Here is an 18657-nt window from a genome sequence, read left to right as displayed (position 1 = left end):
CACCTCTCGCTCCCGGAGCGCTAGCTCAGGCGGTAGCGACTTGCCATTGGACGAGCGTGAACGGCGGGCTGCCGTCGTCGTGGTCTTCGAAGACTGCCTCGACGCTGCTGCCGATGGCAATGTCTTGCATCGGATCGCCGAGCAGGTTGCCGAGCATGCGCAGATTGTCGGCGTGGGGCAGTTCGACGAGCACAACGATGTAGGGACCATGGTCGGCCAGTGCCGGATGCACCGGGTGGTGCACGCGCTGCCAGGAATAGATGCGGGCCGTGGGCTCGACGGTCACCCACTCGACATTGAGCGACTGGCAGGCGTGGCACATCCAGTCCGGCCCCCACTGGTGGGTGCCGCAGTCGGCGCATCGCTGCACCCGCAGCTCGTGGTTGCGCGTGCCCTCCCAATAGGGCGCATCCAGCCCGTCACGCAGCGGTGCGGGTTGCGTCAGGCCCTTCGGCAGGTAGGTGCCCTCGGCGAGCGCGCTCATCCCAGCGCCTCGGCGGTGCCGTAGATCGCTGTTGACGCAATCTCCACCATCGGGCCGGCATTCGACAGCGACACGTTGACGTTCGGCACCTGGTTGGTCGAGTCGCCCCGCACCTGTCGGACTGCTTCGATCTGCATGCCGAGCCCGTGCATATAGCACTCGGCCAGGTTGCCGCCGCTGGTGTTCAGCGGGATCGAGCCGCCGTCGGCCCGCAGGTTCTCGAACGTGAGCACCTCGTTGGCGTTCTCGTAGGTGCACAGGCCGTGCTCGATCAGGCTCATCACCACGGCGCCAGTGAAGTTCTCGTAGCTCTGCACCACGTCGACGTCGTCGGGTGTCACGCCGGCCTGCTCATACAGGTGCTGCGCCCCGAGCTTGAAGCTGGAGGTCGCGTAGTCGGTCGGGTTGTGCACCCACGCCCCGGAGCGGTGGCCGCCGCTCTGCTGGGCCGCCAGCACCAGCACCGGTGTGTCGCTGAGATCGGCGGCTCGCTCGGCTGAGGTGACGACCATGGCGGCGCCGCCGTCGTTCTCCAGGCAGCAGTCGTACAGCCGGAACGGCTCAGTGATCCAGCGGGACGTGTCGTAGGTCTCGGCGTCCAGCGGGCGGCCGTACATCACTGCTCGGGGATTGTTCTGCGCGTGGTGGTAGGCGGCCAGAGCGACCGCCCGCATGGTGGACCGGTCGATGTCGTGCTCGTGCATCAACCGGGTGGTGCGCATGGCGTACATCTGGGCCGGGCTCATCACGCCGTAGGGAAGCGTGTAGGCGAACTCGCCCCGTACGGCCGGGCGGCGCCCGCCCTGGCCGAAGCGGCCGAACTGGCCTTGGGCCAGCCCCCGGTAGGCCACCACGACGTTGGCCGATCCGGCGTGCACTGCACTGGCGGCGTTCTGCACGACGGCTGCAGCGCCGCCGCCCCCGCCGCCCCACTGCATGTTCGAGTAGCGCAGCTCTTCGAGGCCGAGGGCGTTGGCCAGCCGGGCCGGCGTGTTGCGGTCGTTGCTGTACGAGCAGAACCCGTCGATCTCTCGTGGGTTGATGCCGGCGTCCTCGCACGCCGTCATGATCGCCCTGAGCACGAGCACGAACTCCGGGTCCGGCGACTGGCCGCGCTTGTAGTACGTCGTCTCGCCGACGCCGGCGACAGCCGTGCGGCCGCGCAGGCCGTCGTTCGCACCCGATTGGCTCACGGCCGCAAACCGTAGCCAAGGCGTGGCCGGTGCCGCCCACGCCCGCTGGACCCCGCCGCGCAACTTCACGACTGCCTTGCCGGTGCCTGCGGCGACTCAACGGGCTAGAAACAGGACCGATGACCGACGACGAGCTCGCCGCCCATCGCAGCAGCATCGACGAAGTCGACGCAGCGCTCGTGCGGTTGCTGGCCGAGCGCTTCCGCATCACCCACGACATCGGCGTCTACAAAGCCAACAACGACCTGCCGCCGGTGGACCTGGTTCGTCAGCACCAGCAGGTGGACGGACTGCGCCAGATCGCTCTGGCCGAGGGCCTGGACCCCGACTTCTGCGAGCGGTTCCTGCACTTCGTAATGGACGAGGTCATCCGCAACCACCGGCGGATCGCCGAGGCCGCCAGCGAGTTCATGATCGAGCAGGAGACCCTCTAAAGCGTCGAGACCGCTGGCCGGCTGAACGCGCAGTTCAGCGAGAGGCGATGACGTCGATGCCAGCGCCGGCGAGCTGGGAACGTGCTGCAGCCTCGGTCTCGGGCGCCACTGAGGCGGAGAGTCCGTCGATCACTGTGGTCGCGTAGCCGTTCGCGGCAGCGTCCATCGCGGTAGCGCGCACGCAATGGTCGAACGCGATCCCGACCACGTCGACTTCGTGCACACCTGCAGCGCTCAGGACGTCGTTGAGGGTGCGGCCGTCGTTGTCGACGCCTTCGAAGCCCGAATAGGCGGCAGCGTGCATGCCCTTGCGCACGCCCGCGTCGATGCGGTCGGCGACAGCGCCGAGTGCGGGATGCAGCTCGGCCTCGGCCGTGCCGGCCACGCCGTGGGGCGGCCAGGTGTCGACGAAGTCGGGCTGATCGCTGAAATGGTCGCCCGGGTCGATGTGCCAGTCCTGGGTGGTCACCACTAGGTCGTAGCCGTGCTCGCCGGCAAGCAGGTCCGCCACTCGCGACGCCACGGCGTTGCCGCCCTCGACCGGCAGAGCCCCGCCTTCGCAGAAGGTGGGCTGCACGTCCACGACGAGCAGGGCCGTGCGGGGCTGCCGGCCTTCGGATTGCTGATCGGGGTTCTCAGCCATGTCTGCTCTCCTGCGCCGCGACACGGGCCGCCGGGCGCGGCCATCGCAGCGCTGCGACGCCAAATCTACCGTCGGCCCAAGCGGGCCCCAGCAGCGCTAGACGCCGAGCAGGAACGAGGCGTTGCCGGCCCAGAACGGCGCGGTCGCGCCCTCGCTCAGGCCAGCCGCAGTGAACGACGCCTGGAACTCCGCTATGGGGTCACGGCCGCCTTCGGGGTGCGGCCAGTCCGACGAGAACAGGAACAGCTCGGGCCCGCTGTTCGACACCAGCCAGCCCACGTCCTCGAAGTGCCAGGGCGTGAAACGCACCTGGCGGCGGATGTAGTCCGAGGGGGCCATGGTCAGCTTCGCCAGCTCAGGCTCGTGACGTCCGAATGCCTTGACGCTGTTGTCCAGCGAGCGCAGCAGGTTCGGCACCCAGCCCGCGCCCAGCTCGATCAGCCCGCACCGCAGTTCGGGGAACTTCTCGAAGATGCCGTCGAGCACCATGCACGCGAGCAGGTTCTCCGCGTCGTGGTACAGGTTCAGGAAGTCCTTCGAGCGCATGTTCTCGCCGCCGCCAACGAAGTCCTTGCCAGGGATGCGCCCGTTGTTGTGGTACGTCTTCGGCAGCTGGTTGCCACCGTTGGGCCCGAGATGCATGAGCACCGGCACGCCGGCTTCGGACAGCAGCGCCCACAGCGGGTCGAAGTCGGGATGCGTGGGGCTCAGCTCGGTCGGTACGCCGTGGGGGATCCATGCGGCCTTGCATCCCACCTCGATGGCCTCGCGTGCGCACTCGACGGTGCGCTGCGGGTCTTCCAGCGGCACAAACGCCACGCCCAGCAACCGCGGATCCACCGAGCAGAAGTCGGCGATGCCGCGGTTGTGGGCCGCTGCGCCCCCATAGGCCAGGTCGACATCGCCTCGGGCATGGAACTGCGTGTGAGCGAACGTCGTGAACACCAGTTGGCTGGCGAAACCCAGCTGGTCGAGCGCACCGACGCGCTCGTTGGCATCCATGGAGCCGTAGGCGAAGTACCCCTTCGGCCCGCCCACCACGTCGGCGGCCAGCTTGGCCGTCTCTTCGGGGTCGTCGCGGCGTGCCCAGCACTGCTCCACCAGCTCGAACGTGGCCGCATCGCCGCCCCCGGCCAGGCTCAGGTTCCGGAGCTTGACGGCTACCGAACTGTCGGCATAGCTCGCCAGCCAGTCCACCGGCTCCATCAGGTGGCTGTCGGTGTCGTGAATCAGCCGCTCACCCGCATACGTGGTCATGATGTCCCCCAGGTTGTCGATGAGGTGTGCGGCTAGCCGCCGTGGCGGAGGAGCTGGCCGCTGTAGGTCTCGGTCTGGGTGTCCTCGGAGATGGTCTCCTGGCCGTTCACGATGACGCTGCGGTAGCCGCTGGCCTTCTGAATGCGGCGCCATTCGCCGCCCGGCAGGTCGTGCACCACTTCGTTCGGCCCGACCGCCAGGTTCTCGGGGTCGTACACCACCACATCGGCAGGGCCGTCATGGCGGATCAGACCGCGATCGCGGAATCCGGCGAGCTGTGCCGGCAGCGCTGACAGGCGCCGGTGAGCTTCCTCGTAGGTGACCCACTGGTTCTCGCGGACCTGCTCGGAGAGCGTCTCGGTGGGGTACCGGCCGGCCGTGAGGAACTTGGTGTGCGCCCCGCCGTCGGACACGCCGAACAGCATGTGCGGGTACTGCACCACGTCGCGCAGCAGCTCTGAGTTGCCCTGCGGCGGCGCCACAAAGAACAAGGTGTCCAGCCCGTCTGTCACGGCAACGTCGAGCATCAGGTCGACCGGATGCTTACCGGCGAGCTCGGCTGCCTGGCCCACGGACATCTCCCGGTACTGCTCGGTCGACTCGCTGCGAGGGGACAGGATGGTCACGGTCTCGATCCCCGCAGTGGCGGTGCGCGGCATGGTGTCCTTGAGCGCTTGGCGCCGGCCGGGATCGGCCATCTTGGCCAAGCGCTCCTCCTTGTCGCCCATACAGGCTTCCATCCAGGCCTCTGAGTCGTCGTAGAGATTCCAGTCTTCGAGGGTGAAGGTGAAACCGGCATCGCTGGTCACGCCCTGGCCGTACACCGGGACGCCCTGCTCGCGGCAGCGCTCCAGCCACTCGATCTGACGGCGGTGGATGTTGGGCTTGTCCTCGAACGCCTGCACCACGTTGTGCAGCAGCGGCCGGCCGCTGATCGATGCGATCTCTTCGAGGTGGGCCATGTCGTGCGCGACGTTGCCGCTGGTGAGCGTCATCTGCACGACGCCCTCGTTGCGCTCGGCCAGCACGCGGGCCAGTACCCGGGCGGTCTCGTCGTTCATCATGTCGGTCGGCATCGGGGTGCCGTCCCAGTCGCGCTGCACTGCAGCGGGGCCCGTCGGTGGCAGCCGCTGGGCAGACCAGCCGCAGCCGCCCGCATCCATGGCCTCATGCACCAGCTTGGCCAGCATCTCGTGCTCGCCTTCGGTGGGCAGCCGCCCAGACTTCGCGTCATCGAGGCCGAGCACCATCACCAGCATCGGGCCGATCGGCACATACGGCAGGATGTTCAGCGCCTTGGGCGTGCGTTCGAGACTGTCCAGATACTCCGGGAAGGTCACCCAGTCCCAGGGCATGCCCTGGCGCATCGACTCGTAGGGAATGGCCTCGACGCGGGTCATCGAGCGCATCGCGTACTCGCGCATGTCGGGATCCACGGGGGCGAAGCCGAAGCCGCAGTTGCCGATGGCGACGGAGGTGATGCCGTGCCAGCCCGACAGCGTGCAGTAGGGGTCCCAGAAGACCTGCGCGTCGTAGTGGGTGTGCAGGTCGACGAATCCGGGAGCGATGTGCATGCCGGAGGCGTCGATGACCTTGCCGCCCTCCCGGGCATCGACCCGGCCGACAGCGGCGATGCGTCCGCCGGCGATGCCGATGTCGCCGCGCACCCTCGGTGCCCCGGTGCCGTCGAAGATCATCCCGTCCTTGATGACGATGTCGTAGGTGCTCATGTGACGTCCCATCCCATCCGCTGAGCTGCGTAGAGCGTGTCGGTGTATTCCTCCATGTGGGCGATCAGGCCGTCGCGGCAGTCGTACACCCAGCAGTACTGGTTGTCGTAGTCGCGGCCGGTGGCCTTGGCAGTGGCTGTCAGCCGCTGCTGCACCACGGCGGTACTGCCGTCAACAATCATCCTGCGGACCTCGAGGCTGATCGGCTGGGAGATGTCGAAGGTTTGCCGCACGACACGGCCCCCCAGAGCCTCCACCACCTCTCTTGCGCCCGTCATCGTGTCGACTGCGTTGCCTTGGGCGGCCGTTTCGGGCAGCACCCAAGTGACCTCCGGGTCGAGACACGCCAGCATGGTGTCTCGGTCTGCGGTGGTCAGCGCTGCGTAGTAGCGCTCCATCAACGCCCGCGTCTCGGCACTCTCCATGGTCGTCATTCCTTTCCGTCGCGAAGCGACCTAGGGCGCCGTGGCGCGCAGCGCGTCGTCGAGCCGGTCGAACATCTGCCCGATCTCGTCATCGGTGATGATGAGCGGCGGGCAGAAACCGAGTGCGTTGCCGATGGGACGCGAGATCACGCCCCGCTTCATGAACGCCTCACGAGCCTCGGTGGCATCGCGGCCCAGATCGCACGCCCAGATGCCGCCGAGGCCCCGGTAGCTGTCGATCATGCCGTCGCCTTGGAGCGCCAGGAAGCCCTCTTCCATCCGGTCGCCGATGTGGTTGGCCCGCTCCACCAGCCCTTCGGATTCGATGACGCCGATGTTGGCGACACCGGCCGCACACGCCGTGGGGTGGCCCGAATAGGTGTAGCCGTGCATGAACTTGTTCTCGTCGGCTTCGAGCGCGTCCGCGATCTCGCGTGACACCACCACGCCCGACAGCGGGATGTAGCCCGACGTCACGCCCTTCGCGAACGTGAACATGTCGGGGACGACCCCGAAGGTCTGGCCGCCGAACCAGCTTCCCGTACGGCCGAAGCCGCAGATCACCTCGTCGAAGATGAGCAGCGCGCCGTGCTCGTCGCACAGCCGGCGCAACCCTTCGAAGTAACCCGGTGGGGGCGGGATCACGCCGCCCGCACCCTGGATCGGCTCGGTGATGACCGCCGCGATGCGCTCGCCGTGCTCTGCGAACAGCTGCGCCGCCGGCTCGACGTCGTCGTTGGGGATCTCGACGACATGGGGCAGCAGGTCACCCCAGCCGTCCCGGATCGGCTCGAGGCCCTGCACGCTGGTGCCGCCGACATTCACGCCGTGATAGCCGCCGGTGCGCCGCACGATGATCTGGCGGTCCTCGTGGCCGCGCAGCCGGTGGACGCGGCGGGCGAACTTCAGGACTGTGTCGACGGCCTCCGAGCCTGAGCAGCCCAGGAACACCCGGCCATCGGGGTGCTGCGAGCGCGCCCGGATCATCTCGGCTACTTCGGTGGCGGGTCCATTGGAGAAGGGCTCGAACGTGTTGTACGTCTGCAGCAGCTCCAGCTGCGCGTTGATCGCATCGATGACGGTGCGATTGCCGTGCCCGATCTGGCACAGCCACAGGCTGGCGAGCGCGTCGATGTACTCGTTGCCGGCGGCGTCGCGCAGCATGACGCCTTCTCCGGAAACGATCTCGATGAACTCGTTCTCATCGCGGCTGAGGACCGAGAACGGATGGATGAGTGCGTTGCTGCTCACCGTGGAATCTCCCTGTGTGGGCTGGCGTATCGAGGACACGAACCTGAGCGCAGCCTACGCGTGCGCTCCGGCCTGGGGCTCAGCCTCCTTAGGCTGATGGCGTTTGGCAGGGCGCTGGCAGGTGCGGCTGCCGGAGGGAGCTGTGATGTCGCTGCGATACGGCCGGCCGCTGGTCATGATTCCCGGCCCGTCGGTCATCCCTGATCGGGTGCTGAACGCGATGCGCCGGCCGATCCCCAATATCTACGAGGGCGAAGTGGTGGACCTCACCTACTCGCTGCTGGAGCGGCTGCCTGCCGTTGCTCGGACTGAGAACCGCGCCTACATCGCCATCTCCAACGGCCACGGTGCCTGGGAGATGGCCATCACCAACACGCTGTCGCGCGGCGACAAGGTGCTCGTGCTGGAAGTGGGCCACTTCGCCACGAACTGGGCCGAGATGGCCGCGATGAGCGGTGTCAAGTTCGAAGTGCTGCACGCTGCCGATCGAGCGGCCATCGCGCCAAAGGCCGTCACCGAGCGGCTGCTGGCCGATGTCGGGCGGGAATTCGCCGCCGTGCTCGTTGCGCAGACCGACACAGCGTCATCGGTGCGAAACGACATCGCTGCGATTCGCCGAGCGATGGACGATGCCGACCACCCCGCGCTGCTGATGGCCGATTGCGTTGCCTCGCTGGGGTGCGAGCCGTTCGAGATGGACGCGTGGGGGGTGGACGTCACCGTGGCCGGCAGCCAGAAGGGTCTGATGGTGCCGCCGGGCCTCGGCATGGTCTGGGTCGGTCCCAAGGCGTGGGAAGCGCATCAGCGAGCTGATCTGCGCACCGCCTATTGGGACTGGACGAGGCGCACCGATCCCGATGCTCACTACTGGATCTTCTGCGGCACGCCGCCCGTCCAGCACCTGTGGGGTCTGGCGGAAGCACTCGACATGATCGACGAGGAAGGCCTCGAGAACGTCTGGGAGCGCCATCGCGTGATGGCGAGCGCCATCCACGCAGCCGTCGACGCCTGGTCGGCTCCCGGCGGGCTCGAGCTGAACGTGGTGGATCCCGCGCATCGGTCGAACTCGGTCACGATGATCCGCACCGGCGGGGTGTCCGCCCAGCAGCTGCGCGCCACATGCGAATCCGAAGCGGGTCTCACGCTCGGGCTCAGCATTACCGGCAACGCCGACGCCGAGTTCCGCATCGGTCACATGGGCCACCTGAATCCGCCGATGCTGCTCGGCACGCTCGGCACCATCGAAGCCACCCTGGCAGCCATCAACGCCCCAGTTGGCGGTTCCGGCGCGGCCGCCGCCGCTCAGGTCATCGCCGAGGCAACGACGCCAGCACCTCGGCCGCCCGCCGGACCCGAGGATCCCTGGTCCTGACCGTCGTATGAGTTAGATCGCGCAGCTTCCTTGGGTGCCCGGGCGGCACCACGTGATGCTGAGGTCAGTCGATCGCCGGATGCCGAAGATCCCTCGTCCTAGTCTGTCGCCGTGACGTTCGAGGTTGGCCAGCACATACGACTGCGGGGCGAGTCTCAGATCGTGACGGTGAGCGGAGCAGTACCGCAACCGGATGGCGCACCAGGCCTACGTCTATTCGTCACTGATTCGGACGGCTCTCTTCGTCAACTAGATCTGACAGCCGAAGATGCTGAGCGAGTGGAGGTGCTCAAAGCCGATGCCTCCGCGTCGCCGGCTGAGGTCTTGGCTGGCATGTGGGCGGCGTGGATGCGTCACACGTGCGGTTCCCCGTATCCCTCCGTGCTGGCGAGCAGCCCCCTGCGGCCGTATGCCCATCAGAGCGAGGCCGTGTACGGGAATATGCTTCGCCAGCCGATGCTGCGGTTCCTGCTGGCTGATGAACCAGGCACCGGAAAGACCATCATGGGCGGGCTGTGGCTGCGGGAGGCGCAGCGCCTCGGCCACGTTCGGCGGGCACTGGTCGTGTGTCCGGCCCACCTCGTTAGCAAGTGGCAGCTTGACTTCGAACGATTCCTGGGTGGCGGCCTGCGCCGCATCACCGCGGCGACAGCGCGTGAGGGTGCGCTCAGCGGCCAACACGATCTTTGGGTGGTGTCGCTGGAGCTGGCGGCGGTCAATCCAGCGGTCTACGAGGCGATCCACCCGAACAACGCAGGTTGGGATGCAGTGGTCATCGACGAGGCGCACCGCATGACACCCACTGCGCAGACACTCTGGAGTGTCGGCCAGATGCTGTGCCACAACACGCTGCGAGCGGTGCTGATGACTGCCACACCGCATCGCGGAAACGAGCTGCTGTTCCGCTCGCTGATGCATCTCGTCGACCCTGCCGTGTACCCCGTCGTCAGCGACGTGAACGACAACCAGCCGGTGAACAAGCTGAAGCCCGGCGCCATGCACTTCCTGCGCCGTATGAAGGAAGAACTCGTCGGTTTCGACGGCGAACAGCTCTTCAAGGCTCGCCGGGCCGACAACGTGAGAGTTCCGCTGAACGCCGCCGAGCGGGCCTACTACGACGAGGCCCTCTCGCTCGTCGATCGCTACTTCCCAGTGGCTGCCCGGTCGCTGGCGCGCATGGTGTATGGCAAGCGGGCGGCGTCATCGCTGTACGCATTGGCGGAGACGCTGCGTCGCCGCGTTGTTCGCATCGGTTACCAGAGTCCGGCCGATGCGGCTCGCGAGGCCGACCCCGAAGGCGAGGACGAAGAGGCGGCATCGGAGGCCCGTGTCGTCAATGAGAATTCCACCGATGCGAAGGCAGAGCGGGGGGACATTGCAAAGCTGCTGAGCCGGCTGGACGACGATCTCGGCCGAGCGGCAGGAGTGCATGATTCAGCAGTGGACGTAGCGGGGACGATGACGAACGGATTGGCCGCGTCGAAGTGGCCGCGCATGATCGACGAGTGCCTGACGCCGAACGGCATCACTGCTGGCTCGGGTGAACAGGTAGTCATCTTCACGGAATACGCCGACACTGCACATTGGCTGCGAGAACGGTTCGTGGCGGCAGGTTTTACGGCGCGGACGTATTCGGGTCGCGACTCACACGCAATTCGCGACGAAACCCGAGCACAGTTCTCCGCTGGTGCATTCGAGGTTCTGGTCTCTACCGACGCCGGCAACGAAGGCATCGACCTACAGAGCGCCCATGTGCTGGTCAACTGGGACATCCCGTGGTCGCTCGTGCGGCTCGAGCAGCGCATGGGTCGCATTCATCGGATCGGCCAAGGCCGTGATGTTCGCCTCTACAACATCGTGGCCACCGACACCCGCGAGGGCGAGGCGATGGCCCGGCTGCTCGACAACTTGGTTGCGGCAGCCAATGAGCTCGACGGCAAGATCTTCGACAGTCTGCGCCTGATAGCGGAGCAAGCCTTCGACGAAGCCAGCGTGACGGATCTGGCCAAGCTGCTTGGCAGGTGCTTCGACGATGGCGACGCCGCCTCGTCTGCGCTGGAAGCCGTCAGCCGGATTACCTCGGAGCGGCTCCGGCAGCTTCATGAGCGCCAGCGCAGCGCCGAGCGGCACTTGGCCAGCGGGGTCGAACTGGGCGCCGCGCATCAGGTGCTGCACGATGACCGGCTGGAGCGGATCAATCCTCACATCGTGGAGCGATTTGCGTCAGTTGCAGCCGAGGCCGACGCGATCACGTTCGAACCATCGGCCGCTGCGGACTCGGGCTTCTGGCTGCTTGGCGGCAGGAACATGGCCTTGCCCGCCTCGCTGCTACCAGCGGGCGACGAGGCAGCACGTCTGGTGGCAACAAGTGCATCCGCGATGCAGCGGGCGGAATCGGCGGGTGTCACTGTGACCACCGACGCAATCGTGCTCGGGCCAGGTGAGGATGCGTTCGTGGAGTTGGCGGAAGCCGTCGGCGAGCACGTGGCGTCGGCGTTGCTGCGAGGTGCTGTGCTGGCTGATCCGAATCAAGCCGACGACTACGAGCTGCATGTGTACGAAGGCCAGATTGCCGAAGGCAGAGCTGCACCACGCCGACGCTGCTATGCCGTCAAGACGACACCTGCGGGGGCTCGTCCAGCGCCGTGGGCCGTGCTGGCGAATCTGACGACCGACGTGCCCGCAGCGTCGTCGGATCCCAGTGAAGTCCCGACGGTGCCTGGTCAGGAGCACCCTTCCGAACGGGGGGGGGGGGGGGGGGGGGTACCCAGAGAGGTACCTGCCGCCCCGCTGCTCCCGCCCGAAGTCGAAGCCAGCGCTGCGGATGCTGCGGCACGCGAACGCAACCGCGAGCTCAGTCGCCGGCAGAGGCGCCTCGATGATTGGCTAGGCGGCGCAGCGCGCCAGCTGCGCGATCTCCCCAACCAGCTCACCGACGAGATCGCTGATCGCGATGAGCGGCGGGCACTGCGCAGCCAGCTTGAAGAGGTCACGAGCGAGCGCATCAAGGCACTGCATGAGGCGAGCCGGGTACGCGTGCCGGGCGAGATGCGGCGACTCGGGTGGACTCGAGTGGTCGGGCGTGGACCGGCCGCATCGCCCGACGCAAGCGACAGCGAGTCGATCGCCATCGCCTACGTCGTCAACCGCCTCAGCAGCGAAGGCTTCGCCGTCACCGATGTCCAGACCGAGGGTCAGGGTTACGACCTGCACGCTCGGCGTGGCAGCGAGCAGCGGATGGTTGAGGTCAAGGGCATCGCAGGCAGCGCCGCGAGCACCGGCATCACGCTGACCGGCGGTGAATGGGTGAAAGCAGCGCTTCAAGGCGATGCCTACTGGCTGTACGTCGTCGACGACTGCGACAACGGCGGCCGGTTGTTCGGTGAGTACCGCGACCCGGCGACTCTCTTTGCTTCCGATGCGGTCGAGATCACGAACGTGCGCATTCGGGGCTCCGACTTGGCTGCCGCTCGTGCGGGGTCCACGCATGCCGGGTCAGCCGAACACACAGAAGGCGACAGCGAGGCGGCCGCATGACCCGCATGATCGAACGCTGGTTCCCGTGCGCGGAGGTCACCGCCAACTCCAAAAAAGGCTGGGGTTCGGGCCGGACCGAGAAGACTCTGTTTCCCTGGTTCGCAGCTCGACCCTCGGCGCAGGCCAAGGCAGCGGTGACCTGCTCGCTGTTGCCGTGGCCTGATGACGAGGACGAACAGGAACGGCTGTGCGACTTGGTGCGCGCTTCGATGACTGGCCACGACGCGATGCACGACGAGATGGTGGCCGAGCTCTCCGAGCACTATCCCGACGGAGCGTCGGTTCTTGACCCGTTCTCGGGCAGGGCGATGATTCCGCTTGAGGCAGCTCGGCTCGGTATCAAGGCTTACGGCACCGACTACTCGCCCGTGGCGACGCTGGCGGGCAAGCTGCTCGCCGACTACCCGCTGCGGGACTGGTCGAACGAACCGCCGCTGCCATTCGACGGCTACCCCGAACACGCGATGCGCTACCCCGAACCGCACCTGCGCCTGCTGTGCGATGTCGAGTTCCTGGTGAAATCGATCGGTGACCGCCACGAAGCAGAGACGGACGACTTCTATCCCAAGGTCAACGGCAAACGCCCTTGGGCGTACCTGTGGGCAGTGACGATCCCTTGCAATGACTGCGGTCGGGAATTCCCGTTGACAGCCGATCTTCAATTGCGAAAGCCCAACTCGCGCAAAGGCGACCCCGGCCAGTCGTATGAACTGATTGCTGACTCAGCAACTGGCTCGATTGAAGTGGTGGTGCACGACGGCGAACCGCGGAGTCCGGCCACTCTCGTCAAGTCCGATGGCAGCGGTCGGGGCAGAGCCGCGGTCTGCCCGTTCTGCGGCTATACCCACTCGCACGCGGAGCACTCTCGAGTTAGAGAAGCTGGCCAGGCGAGCGACGCGATGCTGGTCGTCGCTGACTTGGACTCGAAGTGGAGGCGGCGCTACCGAGAACCGATCATCCGAGAGCACGAGGTATCCCGTGCCGCGAAAGCTGTACTCGCAGTCTGCGAACCGTTTGCTCCTGATCTGCCCGCGGTGCCGGACGAGCGAGCACTGGGTTCGACAGGCCCGCGATGGTACGCCCGATATGGCTACCGGTCATTCGGTGACTTCTGCAACGCACGCCAGACGCTGGCGCTGGTGAACCTCGCCGCCGTCATCGACGATGTCGCCCGAGTGCTGGCAGGTACAGCGCCAAGCACAGCTAGCTGTGTCAGTTCGAGGGGTGCCGTCAGTGCGGAGTACGCCCGCGCGTTGGTCGGCTATTGCGCCTCCGTGTTTGCTCGGTTGCTCAAGTTTCGAACCCGTGGGGCATCTCTTCAACTGCCTGAACAAGCTGTCAAGCACGTGTTTGCAGACGGTGCGATCACCCCCTTCGGCAACGATTACTTGGAGGCTGGTTGCTCTGAAGGCCCGGCGACTTGGCGGTCAATCGCCAAGTGGTCGATATCGGCACTACGTCGCCAAGTCAGCGGCGTGAATGGAACCCCGTCCACCATCGATCGTGGCACCGCCGCTTCTCTCAATCTCGGCTCACAGACGCTGTGGGCGGTCGTGACCGACCCGCCATATGACGCCATGGTCGAGTACTCGGATTCGTCCGACTTCTTCTATGTATGGCTGAAGCGGGCGCTGACGACGTCACATCCTGAATTCCGGATCACGGCCAACCCCGCAGGAACTCAGGAAAAGCTTGAGGAGGCCGTCGTCAAGATGACGCATGAGCGCAGCGGAGATCATCGGACTCCGCAGCACTACGACCGATGCATCACAGCGGCGTTTAGCGAAGCCTGCCGGGTTGTCGAGCACTCCGGTGTCGTAACGATCATGTTTGGGCACGACGACCCTGAGGTCTGGCAGCGGCTCTTGACGGCGATCAATGCTGCTGGGCTGATCCTGACGGGTTCTTGGCCTGCCCGAACCGAACACGGCAGCCAGATGGGTAAGGCGAATATCGAGACGACGCTCACCCTGGCGTGTCGACCCGCGGAGCCTGACCGGCCCGAGGGTCGGCTCGCGGAAGTCGAGGCGGAGATCCGCCGCGAGATCACCGCGCGATTGCCGCTGTGGGAAGGCGCCGGGCTGGCTGCACTGCGCGACCAGCGGATGGCTGCGTACGGGCCAGCGATGGAAGCGGCAGGCAGATACAGCGCGGTCCTGGATCACCGGGGGCGTCCTGTCGAGGCCGATCACTTCCTCACGCTCGCGCGCCGTCTCGTCGGTGAGATCGCCGACCTGCGCATCGGGTCGTTCCCGCTGGAGACGTTCGACAAACGCACCCAGTTCGCGCTGTCGTGGACGCGCCAGTATCAGCGCAACCCCGCAGCAGGGTCGGAGCCCCGGTGGGAACGACTCACCCACGACATGGAGGAATCGGACACTCGCGGTCTGCTCCACAAGGTCAAGTCGACCTACAAGTTCGCGACCGCGGCACAAAGCGGCATCGCCAAGGCAGAACTGGTCCCTGGGCTCGCGGCCATTGACACAGCGTTCGCTGTCGCGGCGGCGGGCAAGTCGGTTAGCGCCGTCGCTGAAGTGTTGGCTGCCACCGACAGCGCCAGCGACGAACTGCTGTGGGCGGTCGTGGCGCAGCTCGCAGCTGACCTCGGCGACACCGACAGCGATGGTGACGTGTGGACCTGGGTGACGCGCAACCGCACGGCGATCCTCACCGGCACGGCGGTGATCGCCGAGGACGAGCGCAAGGCCAAACAACGCCAGCGAGATGAGGGTGAACAACTCACGCTGCACGCAGGAGGAGAACCGTTGTGAACACATCCGCGCCTACGCCGTGGTGGCACACCGTCAAGCTGCGTCCCGAAGTCGAGGCCGCGCACGGGAACATCGACGACGTGCAGGCGTCGCTGCACGATGCCGTGTTCGGGGGCTCGTCGGGGAAATCGCACTACGCCGACCCGGGCTACTACGGGCAGATCACCTATCCGACGGGCAGCCTCGTCGACCTCATGGCCAAGGTCGCCGCCCGGCTCGGAGCCGCCGGCGAGCCTGCCAAACGCGCGAGGGCGTTGTGGCGGCTCGATCAGGCGATGGGTGGTGGCAAATCGCACGGACTCATCGGCTTGTGGCACTTGGCCAGCAACGCTGCTGAATTCGCCATGACTGATGTCGGCGCAGCAGTACTGGTCCAAGCCAAGGAGATTGCCGGAAACGACACCTTGACATCGGACCTCGGCAGCCCCCGGTGCGTCGTGCTCGACTGCGACAACCCCGCACCTCGTGAACCGCACGATGGCCCAGCGCAGTCGCTCGGCGAACGCTTCTTGTGGCGACTGTTCGAGGGGGCCTACAAGAAGTACGAGCAGTACAAAGCGCAGCTTCCCAACAAAGAGGCCATCGACGCGGCGCTCGCCGACGTCGGGAGACCGGTGCTGATCCTGATCGACGAGATCATGGACTACATCCGCTGGGTGTCGAACCAGTCCGAACAACGCGCGCTCGAGGACATGGCGTTCTTGCGGGCGCTGCTCGACGCGGTCAACGATGTCGACAACTGCGCAGCGGTGCTGGTGATGATCGCCTCGGAGAAAGACCGCATCGCCCTGAACGAGACCGGTGCGAAGTGCCGTGCCGAATTGGAGGATCTGCTCATCCGCAACGGCGAGGCGACCACTGTGACGAGCGGCGGGGACTTTGCCGACATCATCCGACGACGCTTGCTGGATGGTGCACCGCCGCGCGAGGTCACCGATCGTTGCGCAGCGTGGATTGCATCAGAGATGCGGGGTGGGTGGGCCGAGCATGTCTTCGACAAACTGCCGTCTGCCTCGCATGCCGGCTCAGGGGCCGACTTCGCAGAGGCGGTCGGGCGCTGCTACCCGTTCCATCCTTCGCTGATCGAATTGGCGGAGAACGAATGGTCAAGCCACGCCGGGTTCCAGCGGGTGCGCTCGACGCTGCAGGTTTTCGCCGCGACCGTCTATGAGCAGCATCGACGCGGTCAAGCGGGCGAGTGGGCACCGGCGCTGATCGGACCCGGCGACCTGCCGATGTCGTCTCGCGCCGTGCGCGACGCCTTGCTGGACTCGGGGCTGGTCAGCGATCAGCGCACGCAGTCGAGCCTGCGCGAAATCTGTGCGGGCGACATCGTCGACCCCGACCACCTCGACCGCGGCACCGCACGACTGACTGACTTGAGGCGATCAGACACCGGCTGGGAGCAGCTCAACCCTCGTGCGGCCGAACGCATGGCCACCGCGCTGTTCACCTACACCCTGAGCCCGCGTCCTCAAGGCCGCCGTGGTGCGACCGAGCCCGAGCTGCTGGCTGCGTCCTTTGTGCCGTCGAATGCGTTCGGGCATGGTGACGCCGAAGTTGTCTGGCAGGAGCTGTGTCATCCGACCGACGGGCTCGCGGCAGTCGACTCCACGGCGGGATCGGGCAAACAGCCGAAGCGGTGGCACATCGAGACGCGCCAGACGCTGAACATGCTCGTGCGCCGAGAGCGCGAGGCGGTCACCGAAGCGGAGCGCGACGAGCGCGTCACCCGGGCAGCGTTCGACGCGGTCAGCAGCGGCCCATTCGACACCGTGGTGCACGTTGAGGGCGACTTCGACGCTGCACCCACACTGGCCGAGCTGGGTGCACTGTTAGGTGGCGCAGGCATCGATCAGGCACGCAAGTGCCGTCTCGTCGTGCTGGACTCGCGCTGGTTCAGCCTGCTCAATGGCGCCGACGCAGGCACGCGAGCGTCGGTTGAAGCGGCGATGGGTATCGGTTCCGACGCGCTGCCGATGACTTGGGCGTCCTCAGCCGCATTTGCTGTCATCAACACCCAGAGCCGCCGCCAAGCACGAAACGCAGCGGCCGAGACGATCGCGTGGGAGCGGACGCAGGCCCTGACGTCGGTTCGCGAGGACGACGAGATGAACAAGCGGGCACGCGCCGAGGGCCGTGAGGTTCGGCGACGCTTCGAGGGTTTGGTGAAGCGCGCCTACGCACATGTGCTGTACCTGGCCGAGGGATCTGACGGGCGTGAGATGCGTGATGTTCGATTCCAGTCTGACAATCAGTCAGCGCTGGACGGTTCGGTCGTGTGGTCGGCATTGCAGGACGCCGGAAAGTCGTTCGCTCCGCATGACCTCGATCGGCAGGCGTTGATGCACAACCTGCGGCCCAATGACTGGAACCGTCCGCTGTGCGAGATACGCGACGATTTCTGGAAGGCGCCCCGCCTGCCTTTGCTGCCCGGTGGCGAAGGAGACCTGCGTCGTGCTCTCTTCGATGCCGTGGCGAGTGGCGAGATCGAGATTGTCGGTGCCGACGACCAGACGCGCCAGGTGGTCAACGAAGGCCACATCAATCTCGGCTCTACCGAACTGCGCATCCGCCGGCCGGAGCTGGACTCGCCAGTAGGCCCGGGGCCCGACGACCCCCCGCTGATCATCGATCCGCCCATCGGACCCGACGAACCGGTAGGGCCGCAGCCGTCCAAGAAGGTTGCCGAGTACCGGGTCAGCGCATCGTCTACGCAGTCGTTGCGCGACGACGACAGTCCTCGGGAGGCGCTCCGGCAGTTCTTTCAGGCCGTGGCCAACGCCGTGGATGACGATGCGGCCCACGTTCAGGTCAGCCTCACCGTCACCTCAGGCGCAGCCACTAAGGACAAGCTGGTCGCCGCCGCGCACGCTGCCGACATCCACTTCGACGCCGCTGAGTTGTAGGCGCGTCTCGACGGTCAGGAGCTTGGCTGACCGCCCGCTGCGCGGCGGTACCGGGTGCGCTCCCCGACATCGTGCGCCTTGCGAAGTTCGGTGACCCGGTAGTCGTCGCCGTCTAGCAGTTCGCCTACGAGCGTTGTCATCTCGGCCAGGTCGATCGAGCGCGCTTCGAACATCTCGCCGATGTCGAACCAGTCCTTTGGCCGGTCGAAGAACACCTTGAATAGGGCGAGGTCTGAGCAGCACAGGAATGGCATCTGCTCGCCTAGGAACGGCCGCCGGACGATTCGCGTCGCCACTTCACTGTGAAACGGATCGTTCGTCAAGAAGACGTCGACCGGAATCGTGTCCCACATCAGACGCGTTTGACCTCGCTCCCTCAGTTCGGACTGTTCGGCATCGGTCGCGACGATGTCGGATGGAAGCGCAGCAAGTGCAACCGCGGCCGATTCGGCCTCGACGAAGATGTTGAGGTCCACATCTCTCGTGGTGCGCGGCTCAGGAATGCACCACGCCAACGCCAGCGCTCCTCCAAACGCATACGGCAGCCCGGATCGCTCAAGCGAATCATGCAGGCGCCTGATGAGACTCAGAATGTCAGGAGCGAGAGCTTCAGACGCCGGGTCGCTCACGCCGACTCCTGAAGACGGGGTA

13 protein-coding genes are annotated in these 18657 nt (G+C 66.3%); 5 read left to right on the top strand and 8 right to left on the bottom strand.

The genetic code is table 11. From position 1 onward, the window contains the following. Positions 1–25: 25 nt before the first annotated feature. Together ACOGI5_RS02420 and ACOGI5_RS02415 are read right to left on the bottom strand one after the other, a co-directional pair. Positions 26–484, bottom strand: a complete 459-nt coding sequence (locus tag ACOGI5_RS02420) for a Zn-ribbon domain-containing OB-fold protein (protein WP_419862881.1) — start codon at positions 482–484, stop codon at positions 26–28. Further along, positions 481–1677: a thiolase C-terminal domain-containing protein gene (locus tag ACOGI5_RS02415; RefSeq protein WP_419862880.1), complete on the bottom strand. Its 1197-nt coding sequence runs from the start codon at positions 1675–1677 to the stop codon at positions 481–483. Before ACOGI5_RS02415 ends, ACOGI5_RS02420 begins: the two co-directional genes overlap by 4 nt. A 119-nt stretch (positions 1678–1796) precedes the next feature. Here ACOGI5_RS02415 and ACOGI5_RS02410 point away from each other — a divergent pair, with 119 nt between their 5' ends. Further along, positions 1797–2111: a chorismate mutase gene (locus tag ACOGI5_RS02410; protein ID WP_419862879.1), complete on the top strand. Its 315-nt coding sequence runs from the start codon at positions 1797–1799 to the stop codon at positions 2109–2111. A 34-nt stretch (positions 2112–2145) separates the two neighbouring features. Here the strand turns inward: ACOGI5_RS02410 and ACOGI5_RS02405 are convergent, their stop codons facing one another. The 5 genes from ACOGI5_RS02405 to ACOGI5_RS02385 all read right to left on the bottom strand — a co-directional run bounded on the left by ACOGI5_RS02405 (position 2146) and on the right by ACOGI5_RS02385 (position 7417). Beyond that, positions 2146–2754 carry an isochorismatase family protein gene (locus ACOGI5_RS02405; protein WP_419862878.1) on the bottom strand — a complete coding sequence of 203 codons (609 nt, stop codon included), beginning with the start codon at positions 2752–2754 and terminating at the stop codon, positions 2146–2148. Between the two features lie 96 nt (positions 2755–2850). Continuing rightward, the gene (locus ACOGI5_RS02400; protein ID WP_419862877.1) at positions 2851–4011 is read right to left on the bottom strand and encodes an amidohydrolase family protein; all 1161 of its coding nucleotides are present in this window, start codon (positions 4009–4011) and stop codon (positions 2851–2853) included. Positions 4012–4043: 32 nt separating this feature from the next. Further along, positions 4044–5741 (bottom strand): N-acyl-D-amino-acid deacylase family protein, encoded by a 1698-nt coding sequence (locus ACOGI5_RS02395; protein ID WP_419862876.1) that lies wholly within the window; start codon positions 5739–5741, stop codon positions 4044–4046. Continuing rightward, entirely contained in the window at positions 5738–6166 is a 429-nt protein-coding gene (locus ACOGI5_RS02390; protein ID WP_419862875.1) for a nuclear transport factor 2 family protein, read from the bottom strand. The genes ACOGI5_RS02395 and ACOGI5_RS02390 overlap by 4 nt, the downstream gene beginning before the upstream one ends. Positions 6167–6196: 30 nt before the next feature. After that, positions 6197–7417 carry an aspartate aminotransferase family protein gene (locus tag ACOGI5_RS02385; protein ID WP_419862874.1) on the bottom strand — a complete coding sequence of 407 codons (1221 nt, stop codon included), beginning with the start codon at positions 7415–7417 and terminating at the stop codon, positions 6197–6199. A 145-nt stretch (positions 7418–7562) separates the two neighbouring features. Here ACOGI5_RS02385 and ACOGI5_RS02380 point away from each other — a divergent pair, with 145 nt between their 5' ends. From ACOGI5_RS02380 to ACOGI5_RS02365, 4 genes are all read left to right on the top strand, one after another. After that, positions 7563–8789 (top strand): pyridoxal-phosphate-dependent aminotransferase family protein, encoded by a 1227-nt coding sequence (locus tag ACOGI5_RS02380; RefSeq protein ID WP_419862873.1) that lies wholly within the window; start codon positions 7563–7565, stop codon positions 8787–8789. A gap of 111 nt (positions 8790–8900) precedes the next feature. After that, positions 8901–12326, top strand: a complete 3426-nt coding sequence (locus ACOGI5_RS02375; protein WP_419862872.1) for a helicase-related protein — start codon at positions 8901–8903, stop codon at positions 12324–12326. Beyond that, the gene (locus ACOGI5_RS02370) at positions 12323–15097 is read left to right on the top strand and encodes a DUF1156 domain-containing protein (protein WP_419862871.1); all 2775 of its coding nucleotides are present in this window, start codon (positions 12323–12325) and stop codon (positions 15095–15097) included. Before ACOGI5_RS02375 ends, ACOGI5_RS02370 begins: the two co-directional genes overlap by 4 nt. Continuing rightward, positions 15094–18006 (top strand): DUF499 domain-containing protein, encoded by a 2913-nt coding sequence (locus tag ACOGI5_RS02365; RefSeq protein WP_419862870.1) that lies wholly within the window; start codon positions 15094–15096, stop codon positions 18004–18006. The genes ACOGI5_RS02370 and ACOGI5_RS02365 overlap by 4 nt, the downstream gene beginning before the upstream one ends. A 14-nt stretch (positions 18007–18020) precedes the next feature. Here the strand turns inward: ACOGI5_RS02365 and ACOGI5_RS02360 are convergent, their stop codons facing one another. After that, complete coding sequence (locus tag ACOGI5_RS02360) at positions 18021–18635, bottom strand: hypothetical protein (protein WP_419862869.1); 615 nt, start codon at positions 18633–18635, stop codon at positions 18021–18023. Positions 18636–18657 lie beyond the last annotated feature (22 nt).

Origin of the sequence: Candidatus Poriferisodalis sp. (assembly GCF_965208925.1) — a bacterium.
In the GTDB taxonomy this organism is placed as follows: domain Bacteria; phylum Actinomycetota; class Acidimicrobiia; order Acidimicrobiales; family Poriferisodalaceae; genus Poriferisodalis.
This window is presented reverse-complemented; position numbering and strand designations above follow the sequence as displayed.

What these genes read in the sequence shown, in the direction of transcription:
- ACOGI5_RS02420 (WP_419862881.1), bottom strand. Translation starts at nt 484, where the DNA reads ATGAGCGCGCTCGCCGAGGGCACCTACCTGCCGAAGGGCCTGACGCAA.
- ACOGI5_RS02410 (WP_419862879.1), top strand. Translation starts at nt 1,797, where the DNA reads ATGACCGACGACGAGCTCGCCGCCCATCGCAGCAGCATCGACGAAGTC.
- ACOGI5_RS02405 (WP_419862878.1), bottom strand. Translation starts at nt 2,754, where the DNA reads ATGGCTGAGAACCCCGATCAGCAATCCGAAGGCCGGCAGCCCCGCACG.
- ACOGI5_RS02400 (WP_419862877.1), bottom strand. Translation starts at nt 4,011, where the DNA reads ATGACCACGTATGCGGGTGAGCGGCTGATTCACGACACCGACAGCCAC.
- ACOGI5_RS02395 (WP_419862876.1), bottom strand. Translation starts at nt 5,741, where the DNA reads ATGAGCACCTACGACATCGTCATCAAGGACGGGATGATCTTCGACGGC.
- ACOGI5_RS02390 (WP_419862875.1), bottom strand. Translation starts at nt 6,166, where the DNA reads ATGGAGAGTGCCGAGACGCGGGCGTTGATGGAGCGCTACTACGCAGCG.
- ACOGI5_RS02380 (WP_419862873.1), top strand. Translation starts at nt 7,563, where the DNA reads ATGTCGCTGCGATACGGCCGGCCGCTGGTCATGATTCCCGGCCCGTCG.
- ACOGI5_RS02370 (WP_419862871.1), top strand. Translation starts at nt 12,323, where the DNA reads ATGACCCGCATGATCGAACGCTGGTTCCCGTGCGCGGAGGTCACCGCC.